At 63.2% G+C, this 25,281-nt stretch carries 27 protein-coding genes; 12 read left to right on the forward strand and 15 right to left on the reverse strand.

The window, feature by feature from the left end; translation table 11 throughout:
• Positions 1-135 precede the first annotated feature (135 nt).
• On the forward strand, positions 136-1,074 hold the full coding sequence (locus NKJ00_RS27325; protein WP_352611047.1) for an alpha/beta hydrolase: 939 nt from the start codon (positions 136-138) through the stop codon (positions 1,072-1,074).
• A 28-nt stretch (positions 1,075-1,102) separates the two neighbouring features.
• Here NKJ00_RS27325 and NKJ00_RS27330 read toward each other — a convergent pair whose 3' ends face one another.
• The 5 genes from NKJ00_RS27330 to NKJ00_RS27350 all read right to left on the reverse strand — a co-directional run bounded on the left by NKJ00_RS27330 (position 1,103) and on the right by NKJ00_RS27350 (position 6,020).
• On the reverse strand, positions 1,103-2,761 hold the full coding sequence (locus NKJ00_RS27330) for an FAD-binding dehydrogenase (RefSeq protein ID WP_352611046.1): 1,659 nt from the start codon (positions 2,759-2,761) through the stop codon (positions 1,103-1,105).
• A 40-nt stretch (positions 2,762-2,801) separates the two neighbouring features.
• Positions 2,802-3,788 carry a Gfo/Idh/MocA family protein gene (locus NKJ00_RS27335; RefSeq protein ID WP_352440495.1) on the reverse strand — a complete coding sequence of 329 codons (987 nt, stop codon included), beginning with the start codon at positions 3,786-3,788 and terminating at the stop codon, positions 2,802-2,804.
• Positions 3,789-3,855: 67 nt separating this feature from the next.
• Complete coding sequence (locus tag NKJ00_RS27340) at positions 3,856-4,431, reverse strand: YceI family protein (RefSeq protein WP_352440496.1); 576 nt, start codon at positions 4,429-4,431, stop codon at positions 3,856-3,858.
• A 67-nt stretch (positions 4,432-4,498) separates the two neighbouring features.
• Positions 4,499-5,071, reverse strand: a complete 573-nt coding sequence (locus NKJ00_RS27345; protein ID WP_352440497.1) for a cytochrome b — start codon at positions 5,069-5,071, stop codon at positions 4,499-4,501.
• Between the two features lie 58 nt (positions 5,072-5,129).
• On the reverse strand, positions 5,130-6,020 hold the full coding sequence (locus tag NKJ00_RS27350; protein WP_352440498.1) for a LysR family transcriptional regulator: 891 nt from the start codon (positions 6,018-6,020) through the stop codon (positions 5,130-5,132).
• A gap of 96 nt (positions 6,021-6,116) precedes the next feature.
• On the opposite strand from NKJ00_RS27350, the gene NKJ00_RS27355 reads away from it, so the two are divergent.
• A complete protein-coding gene (locus NKJ00_RS27355) occupies positions 6,117-7,112 on the forward strand; it encodes an aldo/keto reductase (protein ID WP_352440499.1) in 996 nt (331 codons plus the stop codon).
• Positions 7,113-7,380: 268 nt separating this feature from the next.
• Here the strand turns inward: NKJ00_RS27355 and NKJ00_RS27360 are convergent, their stop codons facing one another.
• From NKJ00_RS27360 to infC, 9 genes are all read right to left on the reverse strand, one after another.
• Positions 7,381-7,983 carry a nucleotidyltransferase family protein gene (locus tag NKJ00_RS27360; protein WP_352611044.1) on the reverse strand — a complete coding sequence of 201 codons (603 nt, stop codon included), beginning with the start codon at positions 7,981-7,983 and terminating at the stop codon, positions 7,381-7,383.
• A 38-nt stretch (positions 7,984-8,021) separates the two neighbouring features.
• The gene (pheT, locus tag NKJ00_RS27365) at positions 8,022-10,499 is read right to left on the reverse strand and encodes a phenylalanine--tRNA ligase subunit beta (RefSeq protein WP_352631984.1); all 2,478 of its coding nucleotides are present in this window, start codon (positions 10,497-10,499) and stop codon (positions 8,022-8,024) included.
• Entirely contained in the window at positions 10,496-10,918 is a 423-nt protein-coding gene (locus NKJ00_RS27370) for a GFA family protein (RefSeq protein ID WP_352611042.1), read from the reverse strand. The genes pheT and NKJ00_RS27370 overlap by 4 nt, the downstream gene beginning before the upstream one ends.
• Positions 10,915-12,012, reverse strand: coding sequence for a phenylalanine--tRNA ligase subunit alpha (gene pheS / locus NKJ00_RS27375; RefSeq protein ID WP_352554632.1), 1,098 nt, complete (start codon positions 12,010-12,012; stop codon positions 10,915-10,917). The genes NKJ00_RS27370 and pheS overlap by 4 nt, the downstream gene beginning before the upstream one ends.
• 141 nt (positions 12,013-12,153) lie before the next feature.
• The gene (gene rplT, locus NKJ00_RS27380; RefSeq protein ID WP_023672281.1) at positions 12,154-12,555 is read right to left on the reverse strand and encodes a 50S ribosomal protein L20; all 402 of its coding nucleotides are present in this window, start codon (positions 12,553-12,555) and stop codon (positions 12,154-12,156) included.
• 148 nt (positions 12,556-12,703) lie between these two features.
• Positions 12,704-12,907 carry a 50S ribosomal protein L35 gene (rpmI, locus tag NKJ00_RS27385; protein ID WP_006201248.1) on the reverse strand — a complete coding sequence of 68 codons (204 nt, stop codon included), beginning with the start codon at positions 12,905-12,907 and terminating at the stop codon, positions 12,704-12,706.
• A 182-nt stretch (positions 12,908-13,089) separates the two neighbouring features.
• On the reverse strand, positions 13,090-13,734 hold the full coding sequence (locus NKJ00_RS27390; protein ID WP_023810606.1) for a methyltransferase family protein: 645 nt from the start codon (positions 13,732-13,734) through the stop codon (positions 13,090-13,092).
• Between the two features lie 142 nt (positions 13,735-13,876).
• The gene (locus tag NKJ00_RS27395; RefSeq protein ID WP_023810607.1) at positions 13,877-14,503 is read right to left on the reverse strand and encodes a methyltransferase family protein; all 627 of its coding nucleotides are present in this window, start codon (positions 14,501-14,503) and stop codon (positions 13,877-13,879) included.
• A 128-nt stretch (positions 14,504-14,631) separates the two neighbouring features.
• Positions 14,632-15,168 carry a translation initiation factor IF-3 gene (gene infC / locus NKJ00_RS27400; RefSeq protein ID WP_023810608.1) on the reverse strand — a complete coding sequence of 179 codons (537 nt, stop codon included), beginning with the start codon at positions 15,166-15,168 and terminating at the stop codon, positions 14,632-14,634.
• A gap of 203 nt (positions 15,169-15,371) precedes the next feature.
• Here infC and NKJ00_RS27405 point away from each other — a divergent pair, with 203 nt between their 5' ends.
• From NKJ00_RS27405 to NKJ00_RS27420, 4 genes are all read left to right on the forward strand, one after another.
• A complete protein-coding gene (locus NKJ00_RS27405; RefSeq protein ID WP_023810609.1) occupies positions 15,372-16,142 on the forward strand; it encodes an alpha/beta hydrolase in 771 nt (256 codons plus the stop codon).
• Positions 16,142-17,284 (forward strand): benzoate/H(+) symporter BenE family transporter, encoded by a 1,143-nt coding sequence (locus NKJ00_RS27410; RefSeq protein ID WP_023810610.1) that lies wholly within the window; start codon positions 16,142-16,144, stop codon positions 17,282-17,284. The genes NKJ00_RS27405 and NKJ00_RS27410 overlap by 1 nt, the downstream gene beginning before the upstream one ends.
• Before the next feature lie 117 nt (positions 17,285-17,401).
• Positions 17,402-17,884, forward strand: a complete 483-nt coding sequence (locus NKJ00_RS27415; protein ID WP_352440507.1) for a DUF2852 domain-containing protein — start codon at positions 17,402-17,404, stop codon at positions 17,882-17,884.
• A gap of 200 nt (positions 17,885-18,084) precedes the next feature.
• Positions 18,085-18,843 carry a M48 family metallopeptidase gene (locus tag NKJ00_RS27420; RefSeq protein ID WP_352611041.1) on the forward strand — a complete coding sequence of 253 codons (759 nt, stop codon included), beginning with the start codon at positions 18,085-18,087 and terminating at the stop codon, positions 18,841-18,843.
• A gap of 305 nt (positions 18,844-19,148) precedes the next feature.
• Here the strand turns inward: NKJ00_RS27420 and NKJ00_RS27425 are convergent, their stop codons facing one another.
• Positions 19,149-19,367, reverse strand: coding sequence for a hypothetical protein (locus NKJ00_RS27425; RefSeq protein WP_352611040.1), 219 nt, complete (start codon positions 19,365-19,367; stop codon positions 19,149-19,151).
• A gap of 114 nt (positions 19,368-19,481) precedes the next feature.
• Between NKJ00_RS27425 and NKJ00_RS27430 the strand changes: the two genes are divergently transcribed.
• The 6 genes from NKJ00_RS27430 (at position 19,482) to NKJ00_RS27455 (ending at position 25,180) form a co-directional block, all read left to right on the forward strand.
• Positions 19,482-20,141 (forward strand): phosphoribosylanthranilate isomerase, encoded by a 660-nt coding sequence (locus NKJ00_RS27430; protein ID WP_352611039.1) that lies wholly within the window; start codon positions 19,482-19,484, stop codon positions 20,139-20,141.
• A 33-nt stretch (positions 20,142-20,174) separates the two neighbouring features.
• Positions 20,175-21,425: a tryptophan synthase subunit beta gene (gene trpB, locus NKJ00_RS27435; RefSeq protein ID WP_352611038.1), complete on the forward strand. Its 1,251-nt coding sequence runs from the start codon at positions 20,175-20,177 to the stop codon at positions 21,423-21,425.
• Between the two features lie 2 nt (positions 21,426-21,427).
• Positions 21,428-22,267, forward strand: coding sequence for a tryptophan synthase subunit alpha (trpA, locus tag NKJ00_RS27440; RefSeq protein ID WP_352611037.1), 840 nt, complete (start codon positions 21,428-21,430; stop codon positions 22,265-22,267).
• Between the two features lie 98 nt (positions 22,268-22,365).
• Positions 22,366-23,292 (forward strand): acetyl-CoA carboxylase, carboxyltransferase subunit beta, encoded by a 927-nt coding sequence (gene accD / locus NKJ00_RS27445; RefSeq protein WP_023810617.1) that lies wholly within the window; start codon positions 22,366-22,368, stop codon positions 23,290-23,292.
• Between the two features lie 118 nt (positions 23,293-23,410).
• Positions 23,411-24,736 carry a bifunctional folylpolyglutamate synthase/dihydrofolate synthase gene (locus NKJ00_RS27450; protein ID WP_352440510.1) on the forward strand — a complete coding sequence of 442 codons (1,326 nt, stop codon included), beginning with the start codon at positions 23,411-23,413 and terminating at the stop codon, positions 24,734-24,736.
• Positions 24,737-24,760: 24 nt separating this feature from the next.
• The gene (locus tag NKJ00_RS27455; RefSeq protein ID WP_352631986.1) at positions 24,761-25,180 is read left to right on the forward strand and encodes a VOC family protein; all 420 of its coding nucleotides are present in this window, start codon (positions 24,761-24,763) and stop codon (positions 25,178-25,180) included.
• Positions 25,181-25,281: the final 101 nt, after the last annotated feature.

Consider the following 25,281-nt stretch of genomic DNA (forward strand, 5'->3'; position numbering starts at 1 on the left):
ACGATAAGTGACAAAACTGTTCGCGATGTCCTCGCACACCTGTTCGCGATGTCTCCGGTCCAAACACCCCCTTGCGGGGGAGATGGCCGGCAGGCCAGAGGGGGGTGCCCAGGTTCGACTTCGGCAGCCTCACTCATGACCGACTACAAGACCCTCATCGACGCCGAGACCTGGGCCTTCATCGAGCGGACCAACTCCTATTATCCGCCCGACACGATCGACTACACGATCGCGCAGCAGCGCGGGATTTATGACCGCATGTGCCGCGAATTCTTTGCCTTCTATCCCGAAGGCGTCGCTGTCGAAACCTCAGCCATTGCGACGCCCATGCACGATATCCCGATCCGCATCTACCGAAGCCCACTCCAGGCAGCCGTGACGGTGCTTTATGCCCATGGCGGCGGTTTCATCCTCGGCGGACTGGACAGCCATGACGATGTCTGCGCCGAGCTCTGTGCACGCACCGGCCATGAGGTGGTCTCGGTCGATTACCGGCTGGCGCCGGAACATCTTCATCCGGCCGCCTTCGACGATTTGATGAGCGCTTTCGCATGGGCCGCCGCGACCCGTTCGCACCCGATCCTGCTGTGCGGCGACAGCGCCGGCGGCAATCTCTGCGCCGCCGTCAGCCATGCAACGCGCGGCCATTCGAAAAGGCCGATCGGCCAGGTTCTGATCTATCCCGGCCTCGGCGGCGACCGGTCGCAAGGATCGTACATAACGCATGCCGAAGCGCCGATGCTGACCACGCGCGATCTCGAATTCTACAAGAACATCCGCACCGGCGGGCAAGACGGCACCGGCGACATCACGCAGTCGCCGCTTGCCGACGCCGATTTCGCCAACCTGCCGCCGACCGTGCTGATCACCGCGCAATGCGATCCCCTGTCGTCCGACGGCGAAGCCTATCGCGACCGCATCGTCGCGGCCGGCGGACGGGCATATTGGTTCGAGGAACCAGGGCTGGTGCATGGCTATCTCAGAGCCCGGCACACGGTGGGCCGCGCCCGAGCGAGTTTTACCCGGATCGTCGATGCGGTGGCCGCCCTTGGACAGGGCGCCTGGCTCTGGTGAGCGGTTTTATCGTCTCGCGGTTTGGGCCTTATTGCACGGCCGCCGCCGCCGCCCGGCCGGCGCTGCGGCCGGAAAAGATGCAGCCGCCGAGGAAGGTACCCTCAAGCGCCGCGTAGCCATGCACGCCGCCGCCGCCGAAACCGGCGGCTTCACCGACAGCGTAGAGCCCCGCAACCGGCTGGCCATCGGCACCCAGCACGCGGCTGTCGAGATCGGTCTGCAGGCCGCCCAGCGTCTTGCGGGTCAGGATGTTGAGGCGCACCGCGATCAGCGGGCCGTTTGCCGGATCGAGCATCTTGTGCGGCTTGGCCGTGCGGATCAGGCGGTCGCCGAGATAGGCGCGCGCCCCGCGCAGGGCGCTGATTTGCATGTCCTTGGAGAACGGGTTGTCGAGCTGCCTGTCGCGGGCGCGGATTTCCCGCTCTACCTGGGCGACGTCGAGCAGCGGCTCGCCGCCGGCCAGCGCGTTCATGCGGGCGACCAGCGTCGGCAAATCGGCCTCGACGATGAAATCCTCGCCCTTCTCCATGAACGCCTTGACCGGACCCGGAATGCCAGATGTGGCGCGGCCGAGCACTTGGCGCCAGCTCTTGCCGGTCAAATCGGGGTTCTGCTCGGAGCCCGACAGCGCGAACTCCTTCTGGATGATCTTTTTGGTCAGGATGAACCAGGAATAGTCGAAGCCGGTGCTCATGATGTGGGAGAGCGTGCCCAGCGTGTCGAAACCGGGATAGAGCGGCACCGGCAAGCGCTTGCCGCGCGCATCGAGCCACAGCGATGACGGGCCGGGCAGGATGCGTATCGCATGGTCGGTCCAGATCGGCGCCCAGTTCTTGATGCCCTCGACATAGTGCCACATGCGGTCGCGGTTGACGATCGAGCCGCCGGCCCGTTCGGTGATCGCCAGCATGCGGCCGTCGACATGGTCGGGCACACCGGTGATCATGCGCTTGGGCGCCGTGCCAAGCCGCTTGGGCCAATTCTCCCGCACCAGTTGATGGTTGGCGCCGATGCCGCCGGAGGCGACGATCACCGCTTGGGCGTGAAGCTCGAAATCACCTGATATTTCGCGCGAACTCTTGTGGCCGCGCTCGACAGCGCTGGGCTGCAGGATGTCGCCACGCACACCGGTCACAACAGCACCCGTCCGCGTCAGTTCATTGACCCGATGACGGAACTTGAAGCTTATCAATCCGCGTTTTTGTGCCTCGCGCACGCGCTGCACGAACGGTTCGAGAACGCCGGGGCCGGTGCCCCAGGTGATGTGGAAGCGCGGCACCGAATTGCCGTGGCCGATGGCATTGCCGCCGCCGCGCTCGGCCCAGCCGACCACCGGAAAGAATTTCAGGCCGCGCTGCATCAGCCAGGAGCGTTTTTCGCCGGCGGCGAAGCCGACATAGGCTTCCGCCCATCTGCGCGGCCAGAAATCCTCGGGCCGATCGAAAGCCGCGGTGCCCAGCCAGTCTTCCAGCGCCAGGTCATGCGAATCGCGGATGCGCATGCGCCGCTGCTCGGGCGAATCGACGAGGAAAAGGCCGCCGAACGACCAGAACGCCTGGCCGCCGAGCGACTGCTCCGGCTCCTGGTCGACGATGATGATTTTCTTGCCGGCCTCGGCAAGCTCGGCGGCGGCAACCAGCCCTGCAAGGCCAGCGCCGACAATGATCACGTCCGCATCGTCAGCCATCTTTCCTCCCAGAATTAGCCGGCTAATTCAACGCAAGGGGTCAGACGGCCTCCCAGCCTTCTTTGCCGCCGGCGCGGAAGATGGCATCGATGACTTTCTGATTGAGCACAGATTCCTCCAGCGTGAAGACGCGCTCCTTGCCGCCCTGTGCCGCACGCGCGAAGGTCTCGACCTCCAGCCGGTACTGCTGCGTGCCGGGAAAGCGGAACACCTGCGCCTCGGAGTGGTTCTGGTTGTGCAGTTCGACGCGGTGGTGGTCGTAGAGCCCGGCATTGAAAGGCGAGAACAACTCGATGAAACCCTTCTCACCGTGGAACACCATGACCTGGCGCGCCGCCATCTGCGTCGACAGGTAGAAGGACAGTTCGAAGTCACCGAAATCGGCGCGGATCGAGGAGTAGATGTCGGTGCCGAATTTCTGGTCGCGCTCGATCGTCGCCTGCACGCGCAGCGGCTCCTTGCCGGTCGAAAAGCGCGTCGACACGGTCGGGTAGACGCCGATGTCGGGCAGCGCGCCGCCGCCGAGGTCGAGCTGGTTGCGCATGTTGCTGGGGTCGACATTGTAGTAGGAGAAGGCACCCTGCACATGGCGCAGCCGGCCGATGGCGCCGCTGGCGATCAGGTCGCGTACCTTGATCCATTGCGGGTGGTAGATGACCATGAAGGCCTCGCAGACCAGCACCTTTTTCTGGTCGCGCAGCTTGATCAGCGGAAGAATGTCGTTGGCGTCGAGCGCCAGCGGCTTTTCGACCAGCACGTGCTTGCCGGCTTCGATGGCCTTTGCCGTCCATTCGACATGCTGCGAAGTCGGCAGCGGGATGTAGACGCCGTCTACTTCTTTCGAGGCGAGCAGTTCCTCATAGGAGCCGAAGGCATGCCGCGCGCCGAAGCGGTCGGCGAGCGCCTTGGCCTTCGACAGGTCGCGGCTGGCGATCGCCGACAGCACGCCATTCTCCGCCTCGACCATGGCCGGCAACAAATGCTCGCGGCCGATCTTGGCCGTCGACAACACACCCCATCGGAACATCAGGCTTCTCCTCTCGATTACAGGCGACGAGGTTTGCCCGAAATCGCCGGAAAAGCCAATGACAAGGTCAGCCCCTTTTGCCGGTCAGCGTCATGTCGAAGTCGACGATGTTGGAATAGATCGGCGTGCCGACATCCATGCCGTAGCGTGACCTCAACACCTTGCCGGTGACATGGAATTTTATGGTGCCAGCCTTGAGACCGCCAAGCTCGGCCGTGAATTTTTCCGGGAACGTCTTGCCGCGCGCCGTCAGCCGGCCGCTGACGAGGGCCGTGGTGTCGCTGGTTCGGGTCACGCTGGTCGAGCGGAACTGGATTTCCGGGTTCTTGGCGGCATCGAACACCGCGTCGGAGCGCAGGAAGGCATCGATACGGCCTTGGCCGGTGCTGACGCTTTCGGGAAAGATGGTGAAATTGACCTGCGAGCGCGCGACATCGCTGTTGTCGATGCGGATCGAGCCCTTGAAGCGGGCGAAGGCGCCATCAAGGCCGCCGCCGCCGACCTTGCCGATGGAAAAGCGGATGCTGGAGTTGGCCGGGCTGATCGAATAGCTGCCGGCGGCGTCACCAAGCGCGACGGCCGCTGAAACAGGCATGGCAAGGCAAGCGGCGACCGCCGCAAATCCGAGGATGCGCGTGTACATGGAGGTGTTCCTTTTTGGAGGCGGCGCTGTGTGCGTCCTCGCCCCGTCAACGAATGAGCCGTCCGATCTATTCCGCATCTGACGAAGGCGTGATCATGCGCGTAAGCACGCCATCCCTGAGCTGGAAATGATGACGCAGCGCCGCCAGGACATGGAGAGCGACCAGCGCCATGCCGGCATAGGCGAGATACCAATGCGTTGCCGCCCAGAAGCTTTCGGCGCCATCCGATTCAGCCAGCGGCAGGTTCGGCATGACGAACAGGTTGAACGGCAGGCTGGGGATCTCCAGCATCGACACCGACACCAGCGCCCAGCCGGACAAGGGCAAGGCAAGCTGGAACGCGTAGAGCGCAAAATGGACCAGCGGGGCGGCCCGACGCTCCAGGGTTCCGACCGAGCGCGGCAGCGGCGGCGTTGCATTGCCGAGGCGCCAGGCGACGCGCAGCACCACCAGACCGAGCAGCAGAAAGCCGAAGGATTTGTGCAGTTGGATCAGTTCGAAGGCGGTGCGCTGACTGGTCAGCCGAACCATGACGAAGCCGAGCCCGAACTGACCGATGAAGATCAGCGCAATCAGCCAGTGGAGAATGATCGCGCCCCAGCCATAGCGGGTCGTGCTATTGGTGATCGATGTTTGCATCGTTGGTGAACGACCGCGATGCCGGTTTTCTTCCACCAGGGGGAGGGGCGAGCCCGCTCTATCCACTCACCTTGAAGAAATCGACAAACGCCCTAAGCGCTGGCCGCATCTGACGGCGGCTCGGATAATAGACAAAGAAGCCGTCGAAGGGCGGGCACCAGTCCTCCAGCACGCGGATCAGCCTGCCGTCGGCGAGCGGTGCGCGGACATAATCCTCAAAGACGAAGGCAAGCCCGGCGCCGTCGACCGCCGCCTGGGCGATCAGATGGTCCTCGTCGAGGATCAGCGGTCCCTCCACCGCCATCTCGATCCTCTCGCGGCCTTTCTCGAATTCCCAGCGGTAGAGGATGCCGCTGGAGAAGCGGAAGCGGATGCAGCGGTGGCCGGCTAGGTCGCGCGGGTGGAGCGGCTTGGGGCTCACCTCGAAATAGACCGGGGCGCCGACCACCGCGCCGCGAAGGTCCGGCCCGATGCGCACCGCGATCATGTCGCGCTGCAGGCTCTCGCCTAGCCTGACTCCAGCATCGAAGCCGCCTTCCACCACGTCGGTGAAGCGGTCCTCGATGACGATCTCCAGCACGATGTCGGGATAGGCCGACGCAAAGGCGCCCAGCCGTGGCGTCAGCGCCAAATGGGCCGCCGTGCGCGGCACGGTCAGCCGCAGATTGCCGGCCGGCCGGTCGCGCGCTTCGATTGCCGTCTCCAGCGCCAGGTCGATCTCGGAAAGCGCCGGCCGCAATCGCTCGAGCAGTTGCGCGCCCTCCTCGGTCGGGGCAACGCTGCGCGTGCTGCGTGCCAACAGGCGCACGCCAAGCCGGGCTTCGAGGCTGGATACCGCGTGGCTAACCGCCGAAGGCGCGATGGCCAATTCCCTGGCAGCGCCGCGAAAGCTGCCGCATTGAGCGACAGTCGCCAGCACCGCCAGTTGTGAAAGATGCGCTCGATTCATTGATCTATCTTTTAGTACAGCCCGTGCGGATGAAAACCGATTATCGAACACAAGGCAAGGCGCTATTTCTCCCACATCGCAACAAGGAGACGCGTTATGCAAACCCGCAAGCTAGGAACTGAATTGAACGTCTACCCCGTCGGCCTCGGCTGCATGGGCATGAGCTTCGCCTATGGCGGCCAAGCGGAAGCCGATGCGATCGCCACGCTGCACCGCGCCGTCGACATCGGCGTCAATTTCTTCGACACGGCGGAAGTCTATGGCCCTTACGAGAACGAGATCCTGCTCGGCAAGGCGCTGAAGTCGGTGCGTGACAAGGTGACGATCGCGACAAAATTCGGCTTCAAGATTTTGGAGGAAGGTACAGGCCTCGACCGCATGGCGGGCGTCGACAGCCGCCCCGAGCACGTCAAGGCGGTCGCCGAGGCCTCGCTGAAACGGCTGGGCACCGATGTGATCGACCTCTACTATCAGCACCGTGTCGACCCCAACGTGCCGATCGAGGATACGGTCGGCGCCATGGCCGAACTGGTGCGCGAGGGCAAGGTGCGCGCGCTTGGCCTGTCCGAGGCGAGTGCCGCGACCATCCGCCGGGCCCATGCCGTTCATCCGATATCGGCCGTGCAGAGCGAGTATTCGCTGTGGAGCCGCGACCCGGAAGACGAGGTGTTCGCCGTCTGCCGCGAGCTCGGCATCGGCTTCGTTCCCTATAGCCCGCTCGGCCGTGGGCTGCTGACCGGCACGATCGCCAAGCCCGAGGCCTTGAGCGACGACGACTGGCGCCGGACCTTGCCGCGCTTCCAGGCCGAGGCGATGGAAGCCAATGCCGCCGTCATCGCCACGCTGGAAAAGCTGGCGGCTGAAAAGGGCGCAACCTCGGCGCAGCTGGCGCTGGCCTGGGTGCTGCACCAGGGCGATTTCATCGTACCGATCCCCGGTGCGCGCAAAATCCGCCATCTCGAGCAGAACACGGCGGCGGCGGACATTGCACTTAGCGCTGTCGAGGTGCAGGCGATTGGCGATGCGCTGTCGCCCGACAAGGTGGTCGGTAGGCGCTATGCGCAGAAGGAGTTGGCGCTGGTGAATGGGTGAAAGCTGGTGAGTAAGCGGAAGGGGTGCTTCGGCGCCCCTTTTCATGCGCGATGGTGCAGAAGGTTGCGTGACGTTGGCGCGAGGCACCCCCCTCTGTCCTGCCGGACATCTCCCCCGCAAGGGGGGAGATCGGATGTCACGCCGGCTTTCGCCAATCACCAACGTTGCAAGAAGGGTGCCGCCGATGAAGTTGCCAATCTCCCTCCTTGCGGGGGAGATGGCCGGCAGGCCAGAGGGGGGTGCCTCGCGCCAACATTCCGGCAACTCCCTACCAAGGCACGACAGTGGTCTCCGGCCAATACTCCTGGGCGCGTCTGCCCTTCACCTCATGCGTGCGCTGATTGTCCATCACCCGGTTCGGTGTGATGCGGAACGAAAAAATATCGTCAAGACCAAATGGAGCCACGATCTCGAGCTGCCCATCCGCATCGTATCGCACACCCACCGCATGGGTCTTCGACGCAAAATAGCTGACGGATTCGCTGGCGCTCGAATAGCGCGGGCAGGGTTGGCAGAACTTCTGCGGATACCATAGATGCACCCGCGCCTGGTTGCGCACCTCGACCGGCAACGCTAGCCCCTCGAAATGCCGCGCCGCCCGGCGGATCACCGCGTCCTCGGCCTCGTAGGACAGGTCGCTGTCATCGAAGTAGAAGAGATCAACGTCCTTGATGCCGTAACCCGAAGGCTTGCCGGTCAGGTGGTTCCAGACACTGTTGTAGAGCGCGCCGGACACCACCAGCCAGCCCGGCAGGTCGAGCGTGCGAGCCCGCGCCAGCGCGTCGCGGACCAGCGGGTCGGCAGGCACGATGGCGAGAAACGCCGCGCGCTGTTCTTCGAAAGGAAGTCCGGAATACCGCAGATGGTCCATCGCCCTTTGGAGGGCGATTCGCCATCTGCTCGCAAGTCTTAGCCGCGCAGAACGCCGCCCGTCTGCTTGCCGACATTCTCGACGATACGCTTGGCCAGTGCCTCGAAATCCTCGTCGGTCAGCGTCTTTTCGACCGGCTGGATCGACACTTCGATGGCAATAGACTTCCTGCCCTCGCCGAGCGAAGCGCCTTCGAAGATGTCGAAGACCGAAACGCCCGTGATGAGCTTCTTGTCGGCGGCGAGCGCCGCGCGGACCAGCGTGCCGGCCTCGACCGTTTTGTCGACGACGAAAGCGAAGTCGCGCTTGACCGCCTGGAAGGGGGACAGTTCCAGTTTCGGCTTGGTTTTCGTCGGCTTGGCCTTCGGTTCGGGCACCGCATCGACGAACACCTCGAAGCCGCACAGCGGCCCGGAAACATCGAGCCCCTCCAGCGTCTTCGGGTGGAATTCGCCAAAGGTGCCGAGCACGGTTTTCGGGCCGAGCTTGATGGTGCCGGAACGGCCGGGATGGTACCAGGCTGGACCGCCGGCCTCGATCTGCAGCCGCTCGACCGGCGCACCGCAGGCTTCGAGCGCGGCGATCGCGTCGGCCTTGGCGTCGAACACGCCGACCGCACCCGAATTGCCGGCCCAGTTGCGGCCGGAGCCGTCGAGCTTGGCGGTGCCGCGACGCACACCGGCGGCGACGCGCCGCTGTTGGTCGGCGCCGTCGCCCTCATAGGTGCCCGACACTTCGAACAGCGCCACGTCGCCAATACCCTTGTCGGCATTGCGCTGTGCAGCGGCGATCAGCCCGGGCAGCAGCGACGGCCGCATGTCGGACATGTCGGCGGCGATCGGGTTGGCGAGCTTCAGCGCGGTCTGGCCACCGCCGAACAGCTCGGCATGCTTGGCCGGAATGAACGACCAGGTGACGGCTTCCATCATGCCGCGCACGGCAAGCGCGCGCTTGGCGGTGCGGGTACGGACCTGCAGCGTGGTGAGTATCCTGGCGTTGACCGCGTCATGCGCACCGAGCGGCTGCGGCGCGATGTTGTCGACGCCGTGGATGCGCATGACTTCCTCGACCAGATCTGCCTTGCCATCGACGTCGGGGCGCCAGGACGGCACGGCGACGTCGAAGACGCCCGATATCTTTTCTTGAGACGAGAAATCTCGTGTGCCGGGCGGCGGAGCAACATAGTTGGCATGGGGTCGATAGGTTGGCTCTGCACTGAAACCCAGGCGCTCAAGGATAGATAGGCTCTCATCCTCGTCGACCTCGATGCCGGTCAGCCGCTTCACTTCCGCCAGCGGGAAGGAAACGATCTTCGGCTGATAGTCGGCATAACCGACGACTTCCATTTCGGTCGGCGTGCCGCCGCAGAAATCGAGCACCAGTTTCGTTGCCAACTCGACGCCGGGAACCATGAATTCGGGGTCCACGCCGCGCTCGAAGCGGTAGCGCGCGTCGGTGATGATGCCGAGCGTGCGGCCGGTGCGCGCCGTGGTGATCGGATCCCAAAGGGCGGATTCGATCAGCACGTCGGTCGTGTTCTCGTCGCAGCCCGAATGCTCGCCGCCCATGATGCCGGCGATGGACTCGACGCCATTGTCATCAGCGATGACACACATTTCCGGCGTCAGCGTGTATTCGCGGCCGTCGAGCGCCTGCACCTTTTCACCATCGCGCGCGCGGCGCACGACGAGATTGCCGGCAACCTTGCTGGCGTCGAACACATGCAGCGGGCGTCCGCGGTCGAAGGTGACGTAGTTGGTGATGTCGACCAGCGCGCTGATGGGTCTCAGGCCAATGGCGATCAGCCGCTGCTGCAGCCATTTTGGCGACGGCCCATTCTTGACGCCCTTGACCAGGTTGAGCGCGAAGCCGGGGCAAAGCTCCGGCGCTTCGATCGTCACCTTGACCGGACACATGCCATTGCCGACATGCGGCATGATGGCGCCGCCAACGAGGCGGCCAAGCCCGCTCGCCGCCAGATCCCTGGCGATGCCATAGACGCTGGTGGCATCCGGCCGGTTCGGCGTCAAATTGATCTCGATGACCGGATCGTCGATATGCGCATAGGCGGCGAAGCTGGTGCCGACCGGCGCATCCTCGGGCAGGTCGATGATGCCGTTGTGTTCGTCTGACAGTTCCAGCTCGCGCTCGGAACACATCATGCCGTGGCTTTCGACCCCCCTGATCTTGCCGACCGCCAGCGTCACGTCGATGCCGGGCACATAGGTGCCGGGCGCGGCAAAGGCGCCGATCAGGCCAGCGCGGGCGTTTGGCGCGCCGCAGACGACCTGCACGGTTGGCTTGCCGTCGCCCGTATCGACGGTCAGCACGCGCAGCCGGTCGGCATCGGGATGCTGGACCGCCGTCAGCACCCTGGCGATGACGAAGGGCTTCAGGCTTGACTTGTCGTCGACATGCTCGACTTCGAGGCCGATCGAGGTCAGCCGCTCGACGATCTCGTCGAGCGTAGCGTCGGTCTCTAGGTGGTCCTTGAGCCAGGAGAGGGTGAATTTCATGGGGCTGTTCCGTCTGGTCTTTTGACGCTTGATTTCAGATGTCTCGGCAGGTCGTCGGACATATGCAGGTAGGGCAGCTGCTCGCCGACATAGGCATGCAGCGTGGGTTCAAAATCGGCTGGCATGTCCATGGTGCCGAGCATGAAGTAGATGTCGTCTTCCAGCCGCTCGTCGACATAGGCGATGGGTGAGCCGCAAGTGCCGCAGAACGAGCGCGTCACCGGGCCGTTCTCGAACATCTTCAGCGCCTTGCCGGTGAACGCGACCTGACCGGCCGGGAAGCCGACAAAGGCCGATACAGGCGCGCCGCTGGCCCGCCGGCAATCGCCGCAATGGCAATAGCTGACGTGGTGCGGTTCGGCCGATGCCTCGAACCGCACGGCGCCGCAGCGACAGCCGCCGGCGTAGGGCGCTGTCATGCGCTCAGGCCCCCAAACAGCGTCGGCATGTCGAGCGGCCTGAACCCGTAATGCGACAGCCAGCGCACGTCGGCATCGAAGAAGGCGCGCAGGTCCGGCATGCCGTATTTCAGCATGGCGATGCGGTCGATGCCCATGCCCCAGGCAAAGCCCTGATATTCGTCCGGATCGAGCCCGCCATGGCGCAGCACGTTGGGATGGACCATGCCGCAGCCGAGGATCTCCATCCAGTCGGAGCCTTCGCCGAAGCGCACTTCGCCCGGCCGCGAGCGGTCGCACTGGATGTCGACCTCGAGGCTCGGCTCGGTGAACGGGAAGAAGGACGGCCGGAAGCGCATCTTGACCTGCGGCACCTCGAAGAAGGCCTTGCAGAACTCCTCCAGCACCCACTTCATGTTGGCGACGTTGGCCGTCTTGTCGATCACCAGCCCCTCGACCTGATGGAACATCGGCGAGTGAGTGGCGTCCGAATCCTGGCGGTAAGTCTTGCCCGGAATGACGATGCGGATCGGCGGCTTCTTCGTCTCCATGGTGCGGATCTGCACCGGCGAAGTGTGCGTGCGCAAAAGCTTGCGCTCGCCCTTCTCGTCCGGCTGGAAGAAGAAGGTGTCGTGCATCTCGCGCGCCGGATGGCCTTCGGGGAAATTCAGCGCAGTGAAATTGTAGTAATCGGTCTCGATATCGGGACCTTCCGCGATGGAAAACCCGAGGTCGCCGAAGATCGCCGCGATCTCATCGATGACCTGGCTGATCGGGTGGATACGGCCGCGCTCGGCCGGCGACTGCCGCACCGGCAGCGTCACATCGACCCTTTCGGCGGCGAGGCGGGCGGTGATCGCCACATCTTTCAACTCGGCCTTGCGCACCGTCAGCGCATCTGTGACGCGGTTCTTGAGCCCGTTGATTGCGGGGCCTTTGACCTGACGCTCCTCAGCGGTCATGGCGCCAAGGGTCTTCAGCATCTCGGACACGGCGCCCTTCTTGCCGAAAGCAGCGATGCGCACGGCCTCGATGGCCGGCTCATCGGCGGCCGAGGCGATTTCGGCCAGAAGTGAGTTTTCAAGCGTATCCAGGCCAGTGGTTGCGTCGTTCACGGTCAAACTCGCTACGTTGGAAATCAGCTCAAAGTGAAAGTCACTTTTAAGTTGAAAGTTCAGGCAAAAGAAAAACCCGCGCCAGCCGTGCCAGCGCGGGTTCCCCAAATCAGAATTGCGAATGCTTGGGAAGCGCTGGTCTTAGGCGACAGCGCTTTCAAAAGCGTTCGGCGTGGTGTTCTTCAGATATTCGAGCGCCACCTTGGCCTTGGCGACCAGGGCTGCGAAAGCCTGCGGCTCATGGATGGCCATGTCCGACAGGATCTTGCGGTCGATCTCGATGCCCGACTTGTTGAGGCCGTCGATGAAGCGGCCATAGGTCAGGCCATGCTCGTGCGTCGCGGCGTTGATGCGCTGGATCCACAGCGCGCGGAACGAGCGCTTGCGGTTCTTGCGGTCGCGATACGCGTACTGCATCGACTTTTCCACCGCCTGCTTGGCGATGCGGATGGTGTTCTTGCGGCGGCCGTAGAAGCCTTTGGCGGCTTTCAGGACCTTCTTGTGCTTGGCGTGCGAAGTGACGCCTCTTTTTACGCGTGCCATGTCATGATCTCCTTAAAAGCAATTCCAGGAAAAGTGCCTTGCGGTTTTCCGTTCGGAATTGCGTAAAACAAATGCGTGTCCGGACCGAATGATCTTATTTTGGCGAATGATGTTTTCCAAAAAGTCTGCAACTTTTTGGCATCATTCCCTAGAGACCGTTCGGCAGAAAATTCTTGATGACCTTCTTGCCATCCGGTTCAGCCAGAACCATCGTGCCGCGGGCATTTCGAATGAACTTGTTGGAACGCTTGATCATGCCGTGACGCTTGCCGGCCGCAGCCGACAGGACTTTACCCGTACCTGTGATCTTGAACCGCTTCTTGGCGGCCGATTTGGTCTTCATCTTGGGCATTTTGCTACTCCGTATTGTTGGCGCACTATCGCGCTTCTTGTTCGCTTCGGGCCGACCAAAGCCCGAAAAGCAAATGAAACCGCCACGGCATGCCCTGCCGGGCGGTTTTCTTGAACGGCGGTGCTATACGTCAAAGACGGCCCGCGTGCAACACCTGTGGAGATGCGGCGCTGTGTCCTTGGTCAGGGCAGCGTGAACCAGACCGGCAACATGCCTGACAGCTGGGCTCCGTCTATCAGCTCGAAGGCCGGCAGGGCGACGAGGAAGACCAGGCCGTCGAGCAGCGTGGTCAGCAACAGGCGGGGCTTGAAGCTGCCCGTATCGCCCTCCTGGTAGAGCGACAGCTTCGGGAAGAAGCGCGGCACCTTCTCCAGATAGGCCTGGTACGGCGCGCCGAGCGCTTCCTTGAGGAACTTCTCTTCGCGCAGGATGACGATGTGGAAGGCACCCGCGCACAGCAGCGCAAAGAGGATGATGCCGGAGAACGAGCCGATCTGGGCGCCGACGCCCGCCGCGGCCACGGTCGAGAACACATAAAGTGGGTTGCGGGTGATCGAGTAAGGCCCGCCGGTCACCACCTCGGAAGATTTGCGCCCGCCTATGTAGAGCGTCGCCCAAAGGCGCCCGACGATGCCGAGGAAAATCAGCAGCACGCCGAACATTTCGATCGACTCATGCACCCAGGTTTCAGGCGGAAACGTCGATTGGCCGAACAGCAGTGCCAGAAACAGCACCACCACCAGCACCGCAAGCACCATGCGGCGCATATGCTGGTAGTTGCCCAGCCCGTGTGCCTCGACGGGCGCAGACTTGATTTCATTGACCATGGCGGAATCCGATCGTCGAAAAACTTGCCGGCGATCGCAGCTTCTGGCCAAGAAAACAGGGCCCCGCCGATCGTTGGGACGGCTTGCAGGATAATTCAGGCGGATTTAATGCATGTCGCCTCTTTTGACTGCCTACCGCAGCTCAATACAGCCAGAAGAGGACGGGAATTACACCGCTTTCCTGTCCGGACTCGATGAGTTCGAAAAACGGTATGGAAACCAGAAACATCAAGCCGTCGCGCAGCGTGTGATTGAAGATGCGCGGTGTGAAGGTGACCTCGGCCTGATCGCGATAAAGCCGGGGATTGGGAAAAAAACGCGGCACCCGTGCAACGTAGTCCTTGTACGGCGCCCCGAGCACGGTCGTCAAATGCCGTTCCTCGCGCAGCGTGACGATGTGGAACGCGGCCGCGCACAAAACCGCCGACGCTACCGCGACGATCGCGCTGCCGGTCTGAGTGCCAATGCCGACGGCCGCTACGGTGGAGAAAAAATATAGCGGGTTGCGCATCACCGAATATGGGCCGGTTGCAACCACTTCGGCCGACTTGCGGCCGCCGATATAGAGGATCGACCAGAGCCGGCCGCCGATTCCGATCAGTATCAGGGCGATCCCGTGCGCCTCTATGCGTTCGTGGGTCAGTTCATCGTGCGGGGAGCCGCCGAAGATCAGCAAAGCGCAAAAAGCGCCGATTAGCAGCGCCAGCAGGACGCGCCGGCGCCGCTGATAGCGACCCATTTCACTTGTAGAACGTGCCGCAGCGGTCATGGGAGAATCCTTTCGCCGCGAGGACCGGCAACCAGAATCCTTGTCGAAGCAACTTGCGGAGAAATCATGGCGGAGGCAAAACAAAACAAAAGCCGCCGAAGCGGCCTTTGCTTTTGACGGGGATCGCTCTAGCGCGGCGACAGCACCATCATCATCTGGCGGCCTTCGAGCTTCGGTTCCGCTTCGACCTTGGCAATCGTCGCCACTTCCTCGCGGACCTTGTTCAGAAGCTGCATGCCGAGTTCCATATGCGCCATCTCGCGGCCACGGAAGCGCAGCGTCAGCTTGACCTTGTCGCCTTCCTCGAAGAAGCGGCGAACCGCCTTCATCTTGGTCTCGTAGTCATGGCTGTCGATGTTCGGGCGCATCTTGATCTCCTTGATCTCGATGACCTTCTGGTTCTTGCGCGCCTCGGCCGCCTTCTTCTGGTTGGCGTATTTCAACTTGCCGAGATCGAGGATCTTGACGACGGGGGGCACCGCATTGGGCGATATCTCGACGAGATCGAGCCCAGCCTCTTCGGCGAGCAGCAACGCATCGTTGATGGAAATATCGCCGCGGTTCTGGCCATCGGCGTCGATAAGCTGGACCCGGGGAACCCGGATGTCACGGTTGGAGCGCGGGCCATCCTTGGTCGGCGCCGCTGCTTTGAAAGGTCTGCGAATGGTCGTGGTCTCCTTGGCCGTTTCGTTCAGGTTCGTCAGTGTTGATGCGTGGACGCGCAATGTGGTGAGCGCGCGGGCGGAGTCAATAGCACAGCATTGACAGAAAATCACCCTGATCGCTGCTCTGCACCAAACAAACAACATCGTGAGCACTTTTCGCCACGCCACCGGCTGTGTCACAAGACCCGCGTTGAGGAAAAGCCATGACTGCTACGCCCCCAATCTTTCTGGATGTAGATGGATCGCGCATCGCGGTGCGCCATACTGCTGGCTCTGCGCCAGGCATCGTCTGGCTCGGCGGCTACAAGTCGGACATGCTGGGCACGAAGGCGCAGACGCTGACGGACTGGGCGGCGAAAGAAGGCCGCGCCTTCCTGCGCCACGATTATTCTGGCCATGGCGAATCCGGCGGCGCCTTTGCCGACGGCACGATTTCGACATGGCTTGCGCAGAGCCTTGCCGTGTTCCGGCATTTCACCCGGGGCAGCCAGATCCTGGTCGGCTCCTCGATGGGCGCCTGGATCGCGCTGCGCATGGTGCAGGAATTGCGCAAGGCAGGCGATAGCAACGTCGCCGGCATGGTGCTGCTGGCGCCAGCCCCGGATTTCACCGCCGACCTGGTCGAACCGGTGCTGACCAAGGCGCAGAAGCGCGATCTCGCCAAAAAAGGTTTCTTCGAAGAGCCGTCGGACTATTCCACGGAACCCTACATCTACACCCGCGCCCTGATCGAGGACGGGCGCTACAACCGGGTTATGACAGGCCCGATCGACACCCATTGCCCGGTGCACATCCTGCAGGGCCTGGCCGATGCGGACGTGCCTGCAAGCCACGCACTGAAGCTGGTCAGCTTGCTGCCCGCCGACGACGTGACACTGTCATTGATCCCCGACGGCGACCATCGCTTGTCGCGACCCCAAGATCTCGACATGCTGGTGCGGGCCGTCGATGCGATGGCGCAGAGGGGAAACTGATGCGCCTTTCCATCCCGATATCCGCCTTCGTCGCGGCGATCGTCGGCTTCGGCGGCACGCTGGCCATCGTCATCGCAGCCGCCACCGCAGTCGGTGCGACGCAGATCGAGACGGCAAGCTGGGTGACGACGATCTGCCTGGCCATGGCGATCGAGAGCCTGTGGCTGTCATGGCGCACGAAAATGCCTGTCATCACCGCCTGGTCGACGCCGGGCCTGGCGCTGATCGCGGCATCGAGCGGCTTTTCGATGAGCGAGGCCGTCGCCGCCTTCATCGTCACCGGCGTCCTTCTGATCGCCACAGGGCTGTTTCGGCCCCTGACCAAGCTGATCTCGAGGATACCGCCCTCCGTCGCCTCGGGCATGCTGGCCGGCATCGTCGTCACCTTCGCGCTCAATGCGGTGAAGACCATTCCGATCGACCCGTGGCTGATCCTGCCGCTGATCGCCGTCTTCTTCGTTATCAGGCTGTTCAACCCGGCGCTGTCGGTGCTGGCGGTTCTGATCGGCGGTGGCCTCGCCGCTTTCCTCACCGGCCGTGTCGGTGGCCTGCCGACACCGGAACTGTCGACGCTGACGCTGATTGCGCCTGACTTCACCACCAAGGCGGTGATCGGCCTGGCACTGCCGCTCTATCTCGTCACCATGGCGTCGCAAAACCTGTCCGGCCTCGCCGTGCTGCGCGCCGCCGGCTATCACCCGGAGCCCGGCCCGCTGATCGGTGTCACGGGCCTGTTTTCGCTGCTCTCGGCGCCGTTCGGCGGCTCGACGACCAATCTGGCGGCGATCTCGGCGGCGATCTGCACCGGACCGGACGTCCACCCCGATCCCGCCGAGCGCTGGAAGACCGGGCCGTTCTATGCGCTCGCCTATCTCATCTTTGCTATTTTCGGCGCTTCGCTGGTGGCGATCTTCGCGGTGCTGCCGCAGAGCCTGATCGTGCTGGTGGCAGGCCTGGCGCTGATGGCGTCGCTCGCCAACGCGCTGTCTATCGCGCTGAAGGAAGAGGCGGATCGCATGGCCGCCACCGTCACCTTTGTCGTCACCGCGTCGGGCCTGACGCTGTTCGGCGTTGGCGCCGCATTCTGGGGCCTGATTGCCGGGTTGGTCGTGCTTTCCCTCGATATGATCAAAAAGCGATAATCATTTCAGATGCTTGTCCGGATTTGGCGGACATTGTCTTGAATCGCCGTTTTTCTCTTCCCATTTCGATTCCACGCAGCCGGGTTTGGCTGTCTCCAACCGAAGGAATGGGAGAAAATGAACACATCCGCATTGATCCGTCCGGCCTGGACGCCGGCAACCATCGCGTTGATGGTTGTGGGTTTCATGGTGTTCTGGCCACTCGGCTTCGCCATGCTCGCCTACATCATTTGGGGCGACCGCCTCGATGGCTTCAAGCGTGACGTCAACCGCGCGACCGACGGCATCTTCGCCGGATGCCGCCGCGGTTCCGACAAGGCCGCGCGCTGGGGCAATGGCTCCGCCCGCACCGGCAACGTCGCTTTCGACGACTGGCGCGAAAAGGAACTGGAGCGCCTGAACGAAGAGCGTCGCAAGCTCGACGAGATGCTGACCCAGTTCGACGAGTATGCCCGCGAATTGCGCCGCGCCAAGGACCAGGACGAGTTCGACCGGTTCATGGCCAACCGCAACAAGTCGACGGCTCCGACGAAGGCCGATCCGGGCGCCGGAACGACGACCACCAAGCGTGGCAAGGGTTCGAACCTGCTTGACGACTGACGCCCGACGCATGACCCCGAAAACCGGAACCGGTTTTCGGAAAGGATCATGCGCCAACTTAGAGTGCTACAGCGTCCTTTGCGCGTCCCAGAGGTCGCGCGGCGCTGTAGGACAGGCCAAGGTATGACGACGGCGTCGCGCGAGCGGCGCCGTTTCTTTTTTGTTCTAGTCGTTTTTCTCGAATCGCGTATCGTCCCGCCATGACTCTCGGCTTCTTTCGCAATCTGACAAAGCCCAAGCCCACGCCTGTCGTGGAACGCGAATATTGCGTCGCCGGCCGCACGCTGCCGCTCAAGATCGTCGAGAGCGCCAGGGCGCGCCGAATGACGCTGCGCATCGATTCAGGCGGCCAGGGTCTGCGCATCACCGTGCCGCCAGGCCTGCGCCGCGGCGAGGTGGACAGGTTCCTCGAGCGGCACCAGGACTGGCTGGAGCAGCGACTGGCCAAGGTGCCGACGCGGCCGCAGGTGCGGCCAGGTATCAGGATCCCGGTGCGCGGCGTGGCGCACCGCATCGTCCATGAACCATCAAAGCGCGGGACCGTGACGGTGTCGAGCGATGAGCGCGGCCCGCTGCTGATCGTGCACGGCGATCGCATACACCTACCGCGCCGCATCGCCGACTTCCTCAAGCGCGAGGCCAAGAAGGACATCGAGAAGCTGGTGCTCAAGCACACCCAGGCGTTGGGCAAACGCGCCAAGGCCGTCCGCTTCAAGGACACGTCGAGCCGCTGGGGCTCCTGCACCTCCGAAGGCAATCTGTCCTTCTCCTGGCGCATCATGATGGCGCCGTCGCCGGTCATCAACTACCTTGTGGCGCATGAAGTGGCGCATCTCAAGGAGATGAACCATGGTCCGAAATTCTGGAAATTGTGCGAAAAGCTCTGCCCCGACACCGATCGCTGCAAGGACTGGCTGAAGCGCAATGGCGGTGCGCTGCAGGCGATCATGTTCGAGTAGGCGGCAGCCGAGCGGCACGTCGAGCGCAGTAGGCTACTCGCGCGACCGTTGGAGATTGGCGAAGCTATCTCCAACGTCGTCATCCTAGGGCGGAGCAAGGAGCGAAGCGACGCGGCGCAGACCCTGGGATCCATGCCGTGACGCACGAGCGCCGCAACGGTGCAGGTCTCGGATATCCGCCAGAACAAAACGACCTTTTCAGCAACGCGTTCATTCTCCACCGCCGCATCCTTCGGTGGATGTCACGGCATGGATCCTAGGGTCTGCGCTCCGCTTCGCGTCGCTCCGCCCTAGGATGACGAAATTCAGTCGTCATTCGCCGCATTAAGCTCTTCCGGCCGCAACCCCTCATCGCCATGATGCGGCCACGGCAGGAAATTGCCGTCGAATTCATCGCCGCCGAAATAATCGAGCGCCCGGTGCGCTTCGGCGCCATTGAAGGCAGCCTTGCCGAGCAGGTGCGCGATGACCTCGCGCGCCTGCGCTATCTTCTGCCTGAGTTCGGCAATTGTCCTGTCGGTCATGATCGTGCTCTCCCCGCCTTGCTCCTGTCCATCCATAGGTAGCGCCTTTGGCCGTGCCGGCAAACAGCACGCTTTTTCTCGACTCTTTTCGCTTTTCATGCCAATTCCCGCGCCATGGCACTCGACATCAAGATCTGCGGCTTGAAGACCGACGGGGCAATGGCCGCGGCGCTGGCCGGCGGCGCCAGCCATGTCGGGTTTATCTTCTTCGCCAAAAGCCCGCGCTATGTCGAACCTGCCGAGGCTGGCCGTCTGCGCGAGACTGCGCGCGGCAAGGCGATGGCGGTTGCCGTCGCCGTCGATACCAGCGACGCCTTCCTTGATGAAATCGTTGCTAAAATGCAGCCTGACATGCTGCAGCTGCATGGTGCGGAAACGCCCGAGCGCGTCGCCGAGGTCAAAGCCCGCTATGGCCTGCCGGTGATGAAGGCGCTGCCGCTCAGCGAGGCCGCCGATCTCGAACGGATAAAGCCGTTCATCGGCATAGCCGACCGGTTCCTGTTCGACGCCAAGCCGCCGAAAGGCTCAGAGCTGCCGGGCGGCAATGGTGTGGCCTTCGACTGGCACATCCTCGCCGGCCTTGACGGCAGCGTCGATTACATGCTTTCCGGTGGGCTCAACGCCGCCAATATCGGCGATGCCCTTCGGCTTGCCGACCCGCCCGGAATAGACATTTCCTCAGGCGTGGAAAGCGCGCCGGGCATCAAGGATCCGGCGCTGATCGAACAGTTTTTCCGGGCCGTCAGGGCCGCGCGGAACACCTGCGCAGCCTGAGCGTGCTGTAAACGACAAGCCAGGAGATCGGCGATGAACAAGCCGGCGACACCCAATTCCTTCCGCACTGGGCCCGACGAACAGGGCATGTTCGGCATTTTCGGCGGTCGTTTCGTTGCCGAAACGCTGATGCCGCTGATCCTCGATCTGGAGCGGCACTGGAACGAGGTCAAGAACGATGCGGATTTCAGGGCCGAGCTGACTGACCTGTCGACCCACTATGCCGGACGGCCGTCGAAGCTTTATTTCGCCGAGGGGCTGACCAGGCATCTTCGTGAGGTTTCCTCGGCGAAGGGCATCGGGGGCGGCGCAAAGGTCTATTTCAAGCGCGAGGATCTGAACCACACCGGTTCGCACAAGATCAACAATTGCCTCGGCCAGATCCTGCTGGCCAAGCGCATGGGCAAGAAGCGCATCATCGCCGAGACCGGTGCCGGCCAGCATGGCGTGGCCTCAGCCACGGTTGCGGCCCGATTCGGCTTTCCCTGCGTCGTCTATATGGGCGCCACCGACGTCGTCCGGCAAAGCCCCAATGTCTTCCGCATGAAGCTGCTGGGCGCCGAAGTGCGGCCGGTGACCGCTGGTCACGGCACGCTGAAGGACGCCATGAACGAGGCGTTGCGCGACTGGGTGACCAATGTCGAGGACACCTATTACCTGATCGGCACCGCCGCCGGCCCGCATCCCTATCCGGAGCTGGTGCGCGACTTCCAATCGGTGATCGGCATCGAAGCGCGGGCGCAGATCCTCGAGCAGGAAGGCCGGCTGCCCGACACCATCATCGCTGCTGTCGGCGGCGGTTCGAACGCCATCGGCCTGTTCCATCCTTTCCTCGACGACAAGGAGGTTCGCATCATCGGCATCGAGGCCGGGGGACGCGGTCTCGACGGCATCGAGCATTGCGCCTCGATGAATGCCGGCGCGCCGGGCGTGCTGCATGGCAACCGCACCTATCTCCTGCAGAACGCCGACGGCCAGATCATGGACGGGCATTCGATCTCGGCCGGCCTCGACTATCCCGGCGTCGGGCCGGAGCATTCCTGGCTGCGCGATTCAGGCCGCGTTGAATACGTGCCGATCCTCGATGACGAAGCGCTGGAGGCCTTCAAGCTGACGACGCGCGTCGAAGGCATCATCCCGGCGCTGGAATCCGCGCATGCCATTGCGCATGCGGTGAAGATCGTGCCCGCCATGGACAAGGACCAGATCGTCATCGTCAACCTGTCCGGCCGTGGCGACAAGGACGTGCACACGGTGGCTTCGATGCTGGGCATGGAGATCTGATCATGGTGACCCGCATCGACCGCCGCATGGCAAAACTGAAAGCCGAAGGCCGCCCGGCGCTCGTCACCTATTTCATGGGCGGCGACCCGGACTACGACACCTCTTTGTCGATCATGAAGGCACTGCCCAAGGCTGGCGCCGACATCATCGAGCTCGGCATGCCGTTCTCCGATCCGATGGCCGACGGCCCGGCAATCCAGGCGGCGGGTCTCAGGGCGCTGAAAGGCGGCCAGACGCTGGTCAAGACGCTGAAGATGGCAGCCGACTTCCGGACCGGCGACAATGAGACGCCGATCGTGCTGATGGGCTACTACAATCCGATCTACATCTATGGCGTCGACCGCTTCCTCAAGGACGCGATCGCCAGCGGCATCGACGGGCTGATCGTCGTCGACCTGCCTCCGGAGATGGACGAGGAACTGTGCATTCCGGCGCTGAAAGCCGGCATCAATTTCATCCGGCTGGCCACACCCACCACCGACGACAAGCGCCTGCCCAAGGTGCTGCAGAACACGTCGGGCTTCGTCTATTACGTCTCGATGACCGGCATCACCGGCTCGGCGCTGGCCGACACCGGCAAGGTGGCGGCGGCGGTCAAGCGCATCAAGGGCCATACCGACCTGCCGGTCTGCGTCGGCTTCGGCGTCAAGACCGCCGAGCAGGCCCGGGTGATCGGCGCCAATGCCGACGGCGTGGTCGTCGGCACCGCGATCGTCAATGCGGTAGCCAATGTGCTGGGACCGAAGGGCGAAAAGACCGCCGATCCGGCCGAAGCCGTCGCCACGCTGGTCAGCGGCCTTGCGCAAGGCGTGCGTTCGGCCCGCCTTGCTGCTGCCGAATAGTTCTCCTACCTCAGCTTTTGCGCATGTCGTTATCCCAAAACCGGTTTCCACTTTTAGGCGACATGCACTAACTCTTCGTCAGGACAGGAGCCGAAGCGATGAACTGGATCACCAATTACGTTCGCCCGAAGATCAATTCGATGCTCGGCCGGCGCACCGACATGCCCGAGAACCTCTGGATCAAGGATCCGGAGACCGGCGAGATGGTGTTCCACAAGGACCTGGAATCCAACCAGTTCGTCATTCCCTCGTCCGGCCATCATATGAAGATTTCGGCCAAGGAGCGGCTGAGATTCTTCTTCGATGGCGGCAAATACGAGACCCTGGACAACCCCAAGGTGATGCAGGATCCGCTGAAATTCCGCGACGAGAAGCGCTATGTCGACCGGTTGAAGGACGCCAAGGCCAAGACCGGCCTTGAGGACGCGATCATCAATGCGCTGGGCACCGTCGAGGGTCTGCCGGTGGTGGTCACGGTGCAGGACTTCGCCTTCATGGGCGGCTCGCTCGGCATGGCTGCCGGCGACGCCATCGTGCATGGCTTCGAAGTGGCCCTGCAGCGCAAGCGGCCGCTGATCCTGTTCGCCGCTTCCGGCGGCGCCCGCATGCAGGAAGGTATTTTGTCCCTGATGCAATTGCCGCGGACAACGATCGGTGTCGACCGGCTGAAGGAAGCCGGCCTGCCCTATATCGTCGTTTTGACCAACCCGACCACGGGCGGCGTGACCGCCTCCTACGCCATGCTGGGCGACGTGCACATTGCCGAGCCCGGCGCGCTGATCGGCTTTGCCGGACCGCGCGTCATCGAACAGACGATCCGCGAGAAATTGCCCGACGGCTTCCAGCGCTCCGAATATCTGATGGAGCACGGCATGGTCGACATGGTGGTGTCGCGGCTGGAGCTGCGCGAAACCATATCGCGGCTGCTCAAGATGCTGCTCAAGCTGCCGGAGGAGCAAAAGCCGCTGGAGCCGGAAATCCTGCCGCCGGCGGCGGTCGCCGCGGAAGCTCGGCCGCAAGCCTGAAGCGACACGAGGCGCCGCGACCGCGATTGCACGAGGGCTTCGGCGCGCTGTAGCTTTTGATTGCCATGGCCATCCGAAACGATTCTGGTTTTCAGGCTCATGCGCTAGGATTCTACCCATGACGACGCTTGCCGCCGACCGCGAAATCGAAGCCCTGATGGCACTTCATCCGAAAGGCTTCGACCTTTCGCTCGACCGCATTTCGCGGCTGCTGGAGCGGCTTGACAATCCGCAGGATCGGCTGCCCCCGGTCATCCACATCGCCGGCACCAACGGCAAAGGCTCGTGCGCCGCCTTTTCGCGCGCCCTGCTCGAGGCCGCGGACTACCGCGTCCATGTCCATACCTCGCCGCATCTGGTCAACTGGCATGAGCGTTACCGGCTGGCCGCCGATGGCGGCGGCAGGCTGGTCGAAGACAGGGTTTTCGCCGATGCTATTGCCCGTGCCGCCAGGGCCAATGAGGGCGAGAAGATCACCGTCTTCGAGATTCTCACCGCAGTCACCTTCCTCTTGTTTTCCGAACACCAGGCCGACGCCGCCATCATCGAGGTCGGGCTCGGCGGCCGCTTCGACGCGACCAATGTCGTCAAGGAGCCCGCCGTGTCGGTGATCATGCCGGTGTCGCTCGACCACGAGGCCTATCTCGGCGACCGTGTCGAACTGATCGCGGCCGAAAAGGCCGGCATCATCAAGCCCGGCTGTCCGGTGGTCATCGGCGCGCAGGAGAGCGAGACGGCGCTGCAGGTGCTGATCGAAACCGCCGAGCGGCTTGAATGCCCCACCTTCGTCTACGGCCAGGATTTCCTTGCCTTCGAGGAAAACGGCCGCATGGTCTACCAGGACGAAGACGGCTTGATGGACCTGCCGCCGCCCAGGCTGCCCGGACGCCACCAGTTCGCCAATGCGGCGGCGGCGATCGCCGCGGTCAAGGCGGCCGGTTTCGAGATCAGCCATCGCGCCGCCGAAAAGGCGATGATCAATGTCGCCTGGCCCGGCCGCATGCAGAAGCTGATGCAGGGCCGGCTGGCCGAACTGGCACCCAAGGGCGCCGACATCTGGCTCGACGGTGGCCACAATCCGGGCGCCGGCGTGGTGGTTGCCGAAGCGTTGGCCGAGCAGGAAGAGAAGAACCCGCGTCCGCTGTTCCTCATCTCGGGCATGATCAACACCAAGGACCAGAGCGGCTATTTCCGTGCCTTCAAGGGCCTCGCCCGGCATGTCTACACGGTGCCGGTGAGCCTCAGCGAGGCCGGCGTGCCTAACGACGAACTGGCGATCCGCGCAACGGAAGCCGGGCTGACCGCCGAGCCGGTGAGTTCCGTCGCCAGCGCGCTGATGCTGCTGCGCGACACCTGGGACGGCCCGGCGCCACGCATCCTGATCAGCGGTTCGTTGTATCTGACCGGCGCGGTGCTGGCCGAGAACGGCACTCCGCCGACCTGAGGTCGGAGTTGCGAGGAACCCGTCATGATCAACGTCAAGCAGCTCGCTCACGTCTGCATCTTCGCGCATGACCTGGAGGCAACGCGAAGCTTCTATCGCGACGTGCTGGGCCTGGATACGCAGTTCAATTTCCTGCGCGACGGCAAGATTTTCGGGTTCTACCTCAATTGCGGCGGGCGCAGCCACATCGAGGTGTTCCAGAAGGACGGCACGGCCTACACCGAGCAGAACCAGATCAACCATTTCTGCCTCGAGGTGGAAAACATCGATGCTGCGATCGATCACATCAAATCGAAGGGCATCGACGTCACGGCCAAGAAGCACGCCTGCGACGACACTTTCCAGGCGTGGATCCGCGATCCCAACGGCGTGAAGATCGAGCTGTTCGAATACACCGGCAAAAGCGCACAGTTCGCCGGCGGCGACCGCATCGCCGATTGGTAGAGCATTCCTCCTTTTCCGTGAAACGGTGAAACGCCCTAACGCGTGTCGCGTCTGAACGGATTCAGGTGACCCGCTTTAGGCCATTGTTTTTATGCATGTCG

Source organism: Mesorhizobium sp. M0227, assembly GCF_040321855.1.
Classification (GTDB): Bacteria; Pseudomonadota; Alphaproteobacteria; order Rhizobiales; family Rhizobiaceae; genus Mesorhizobium.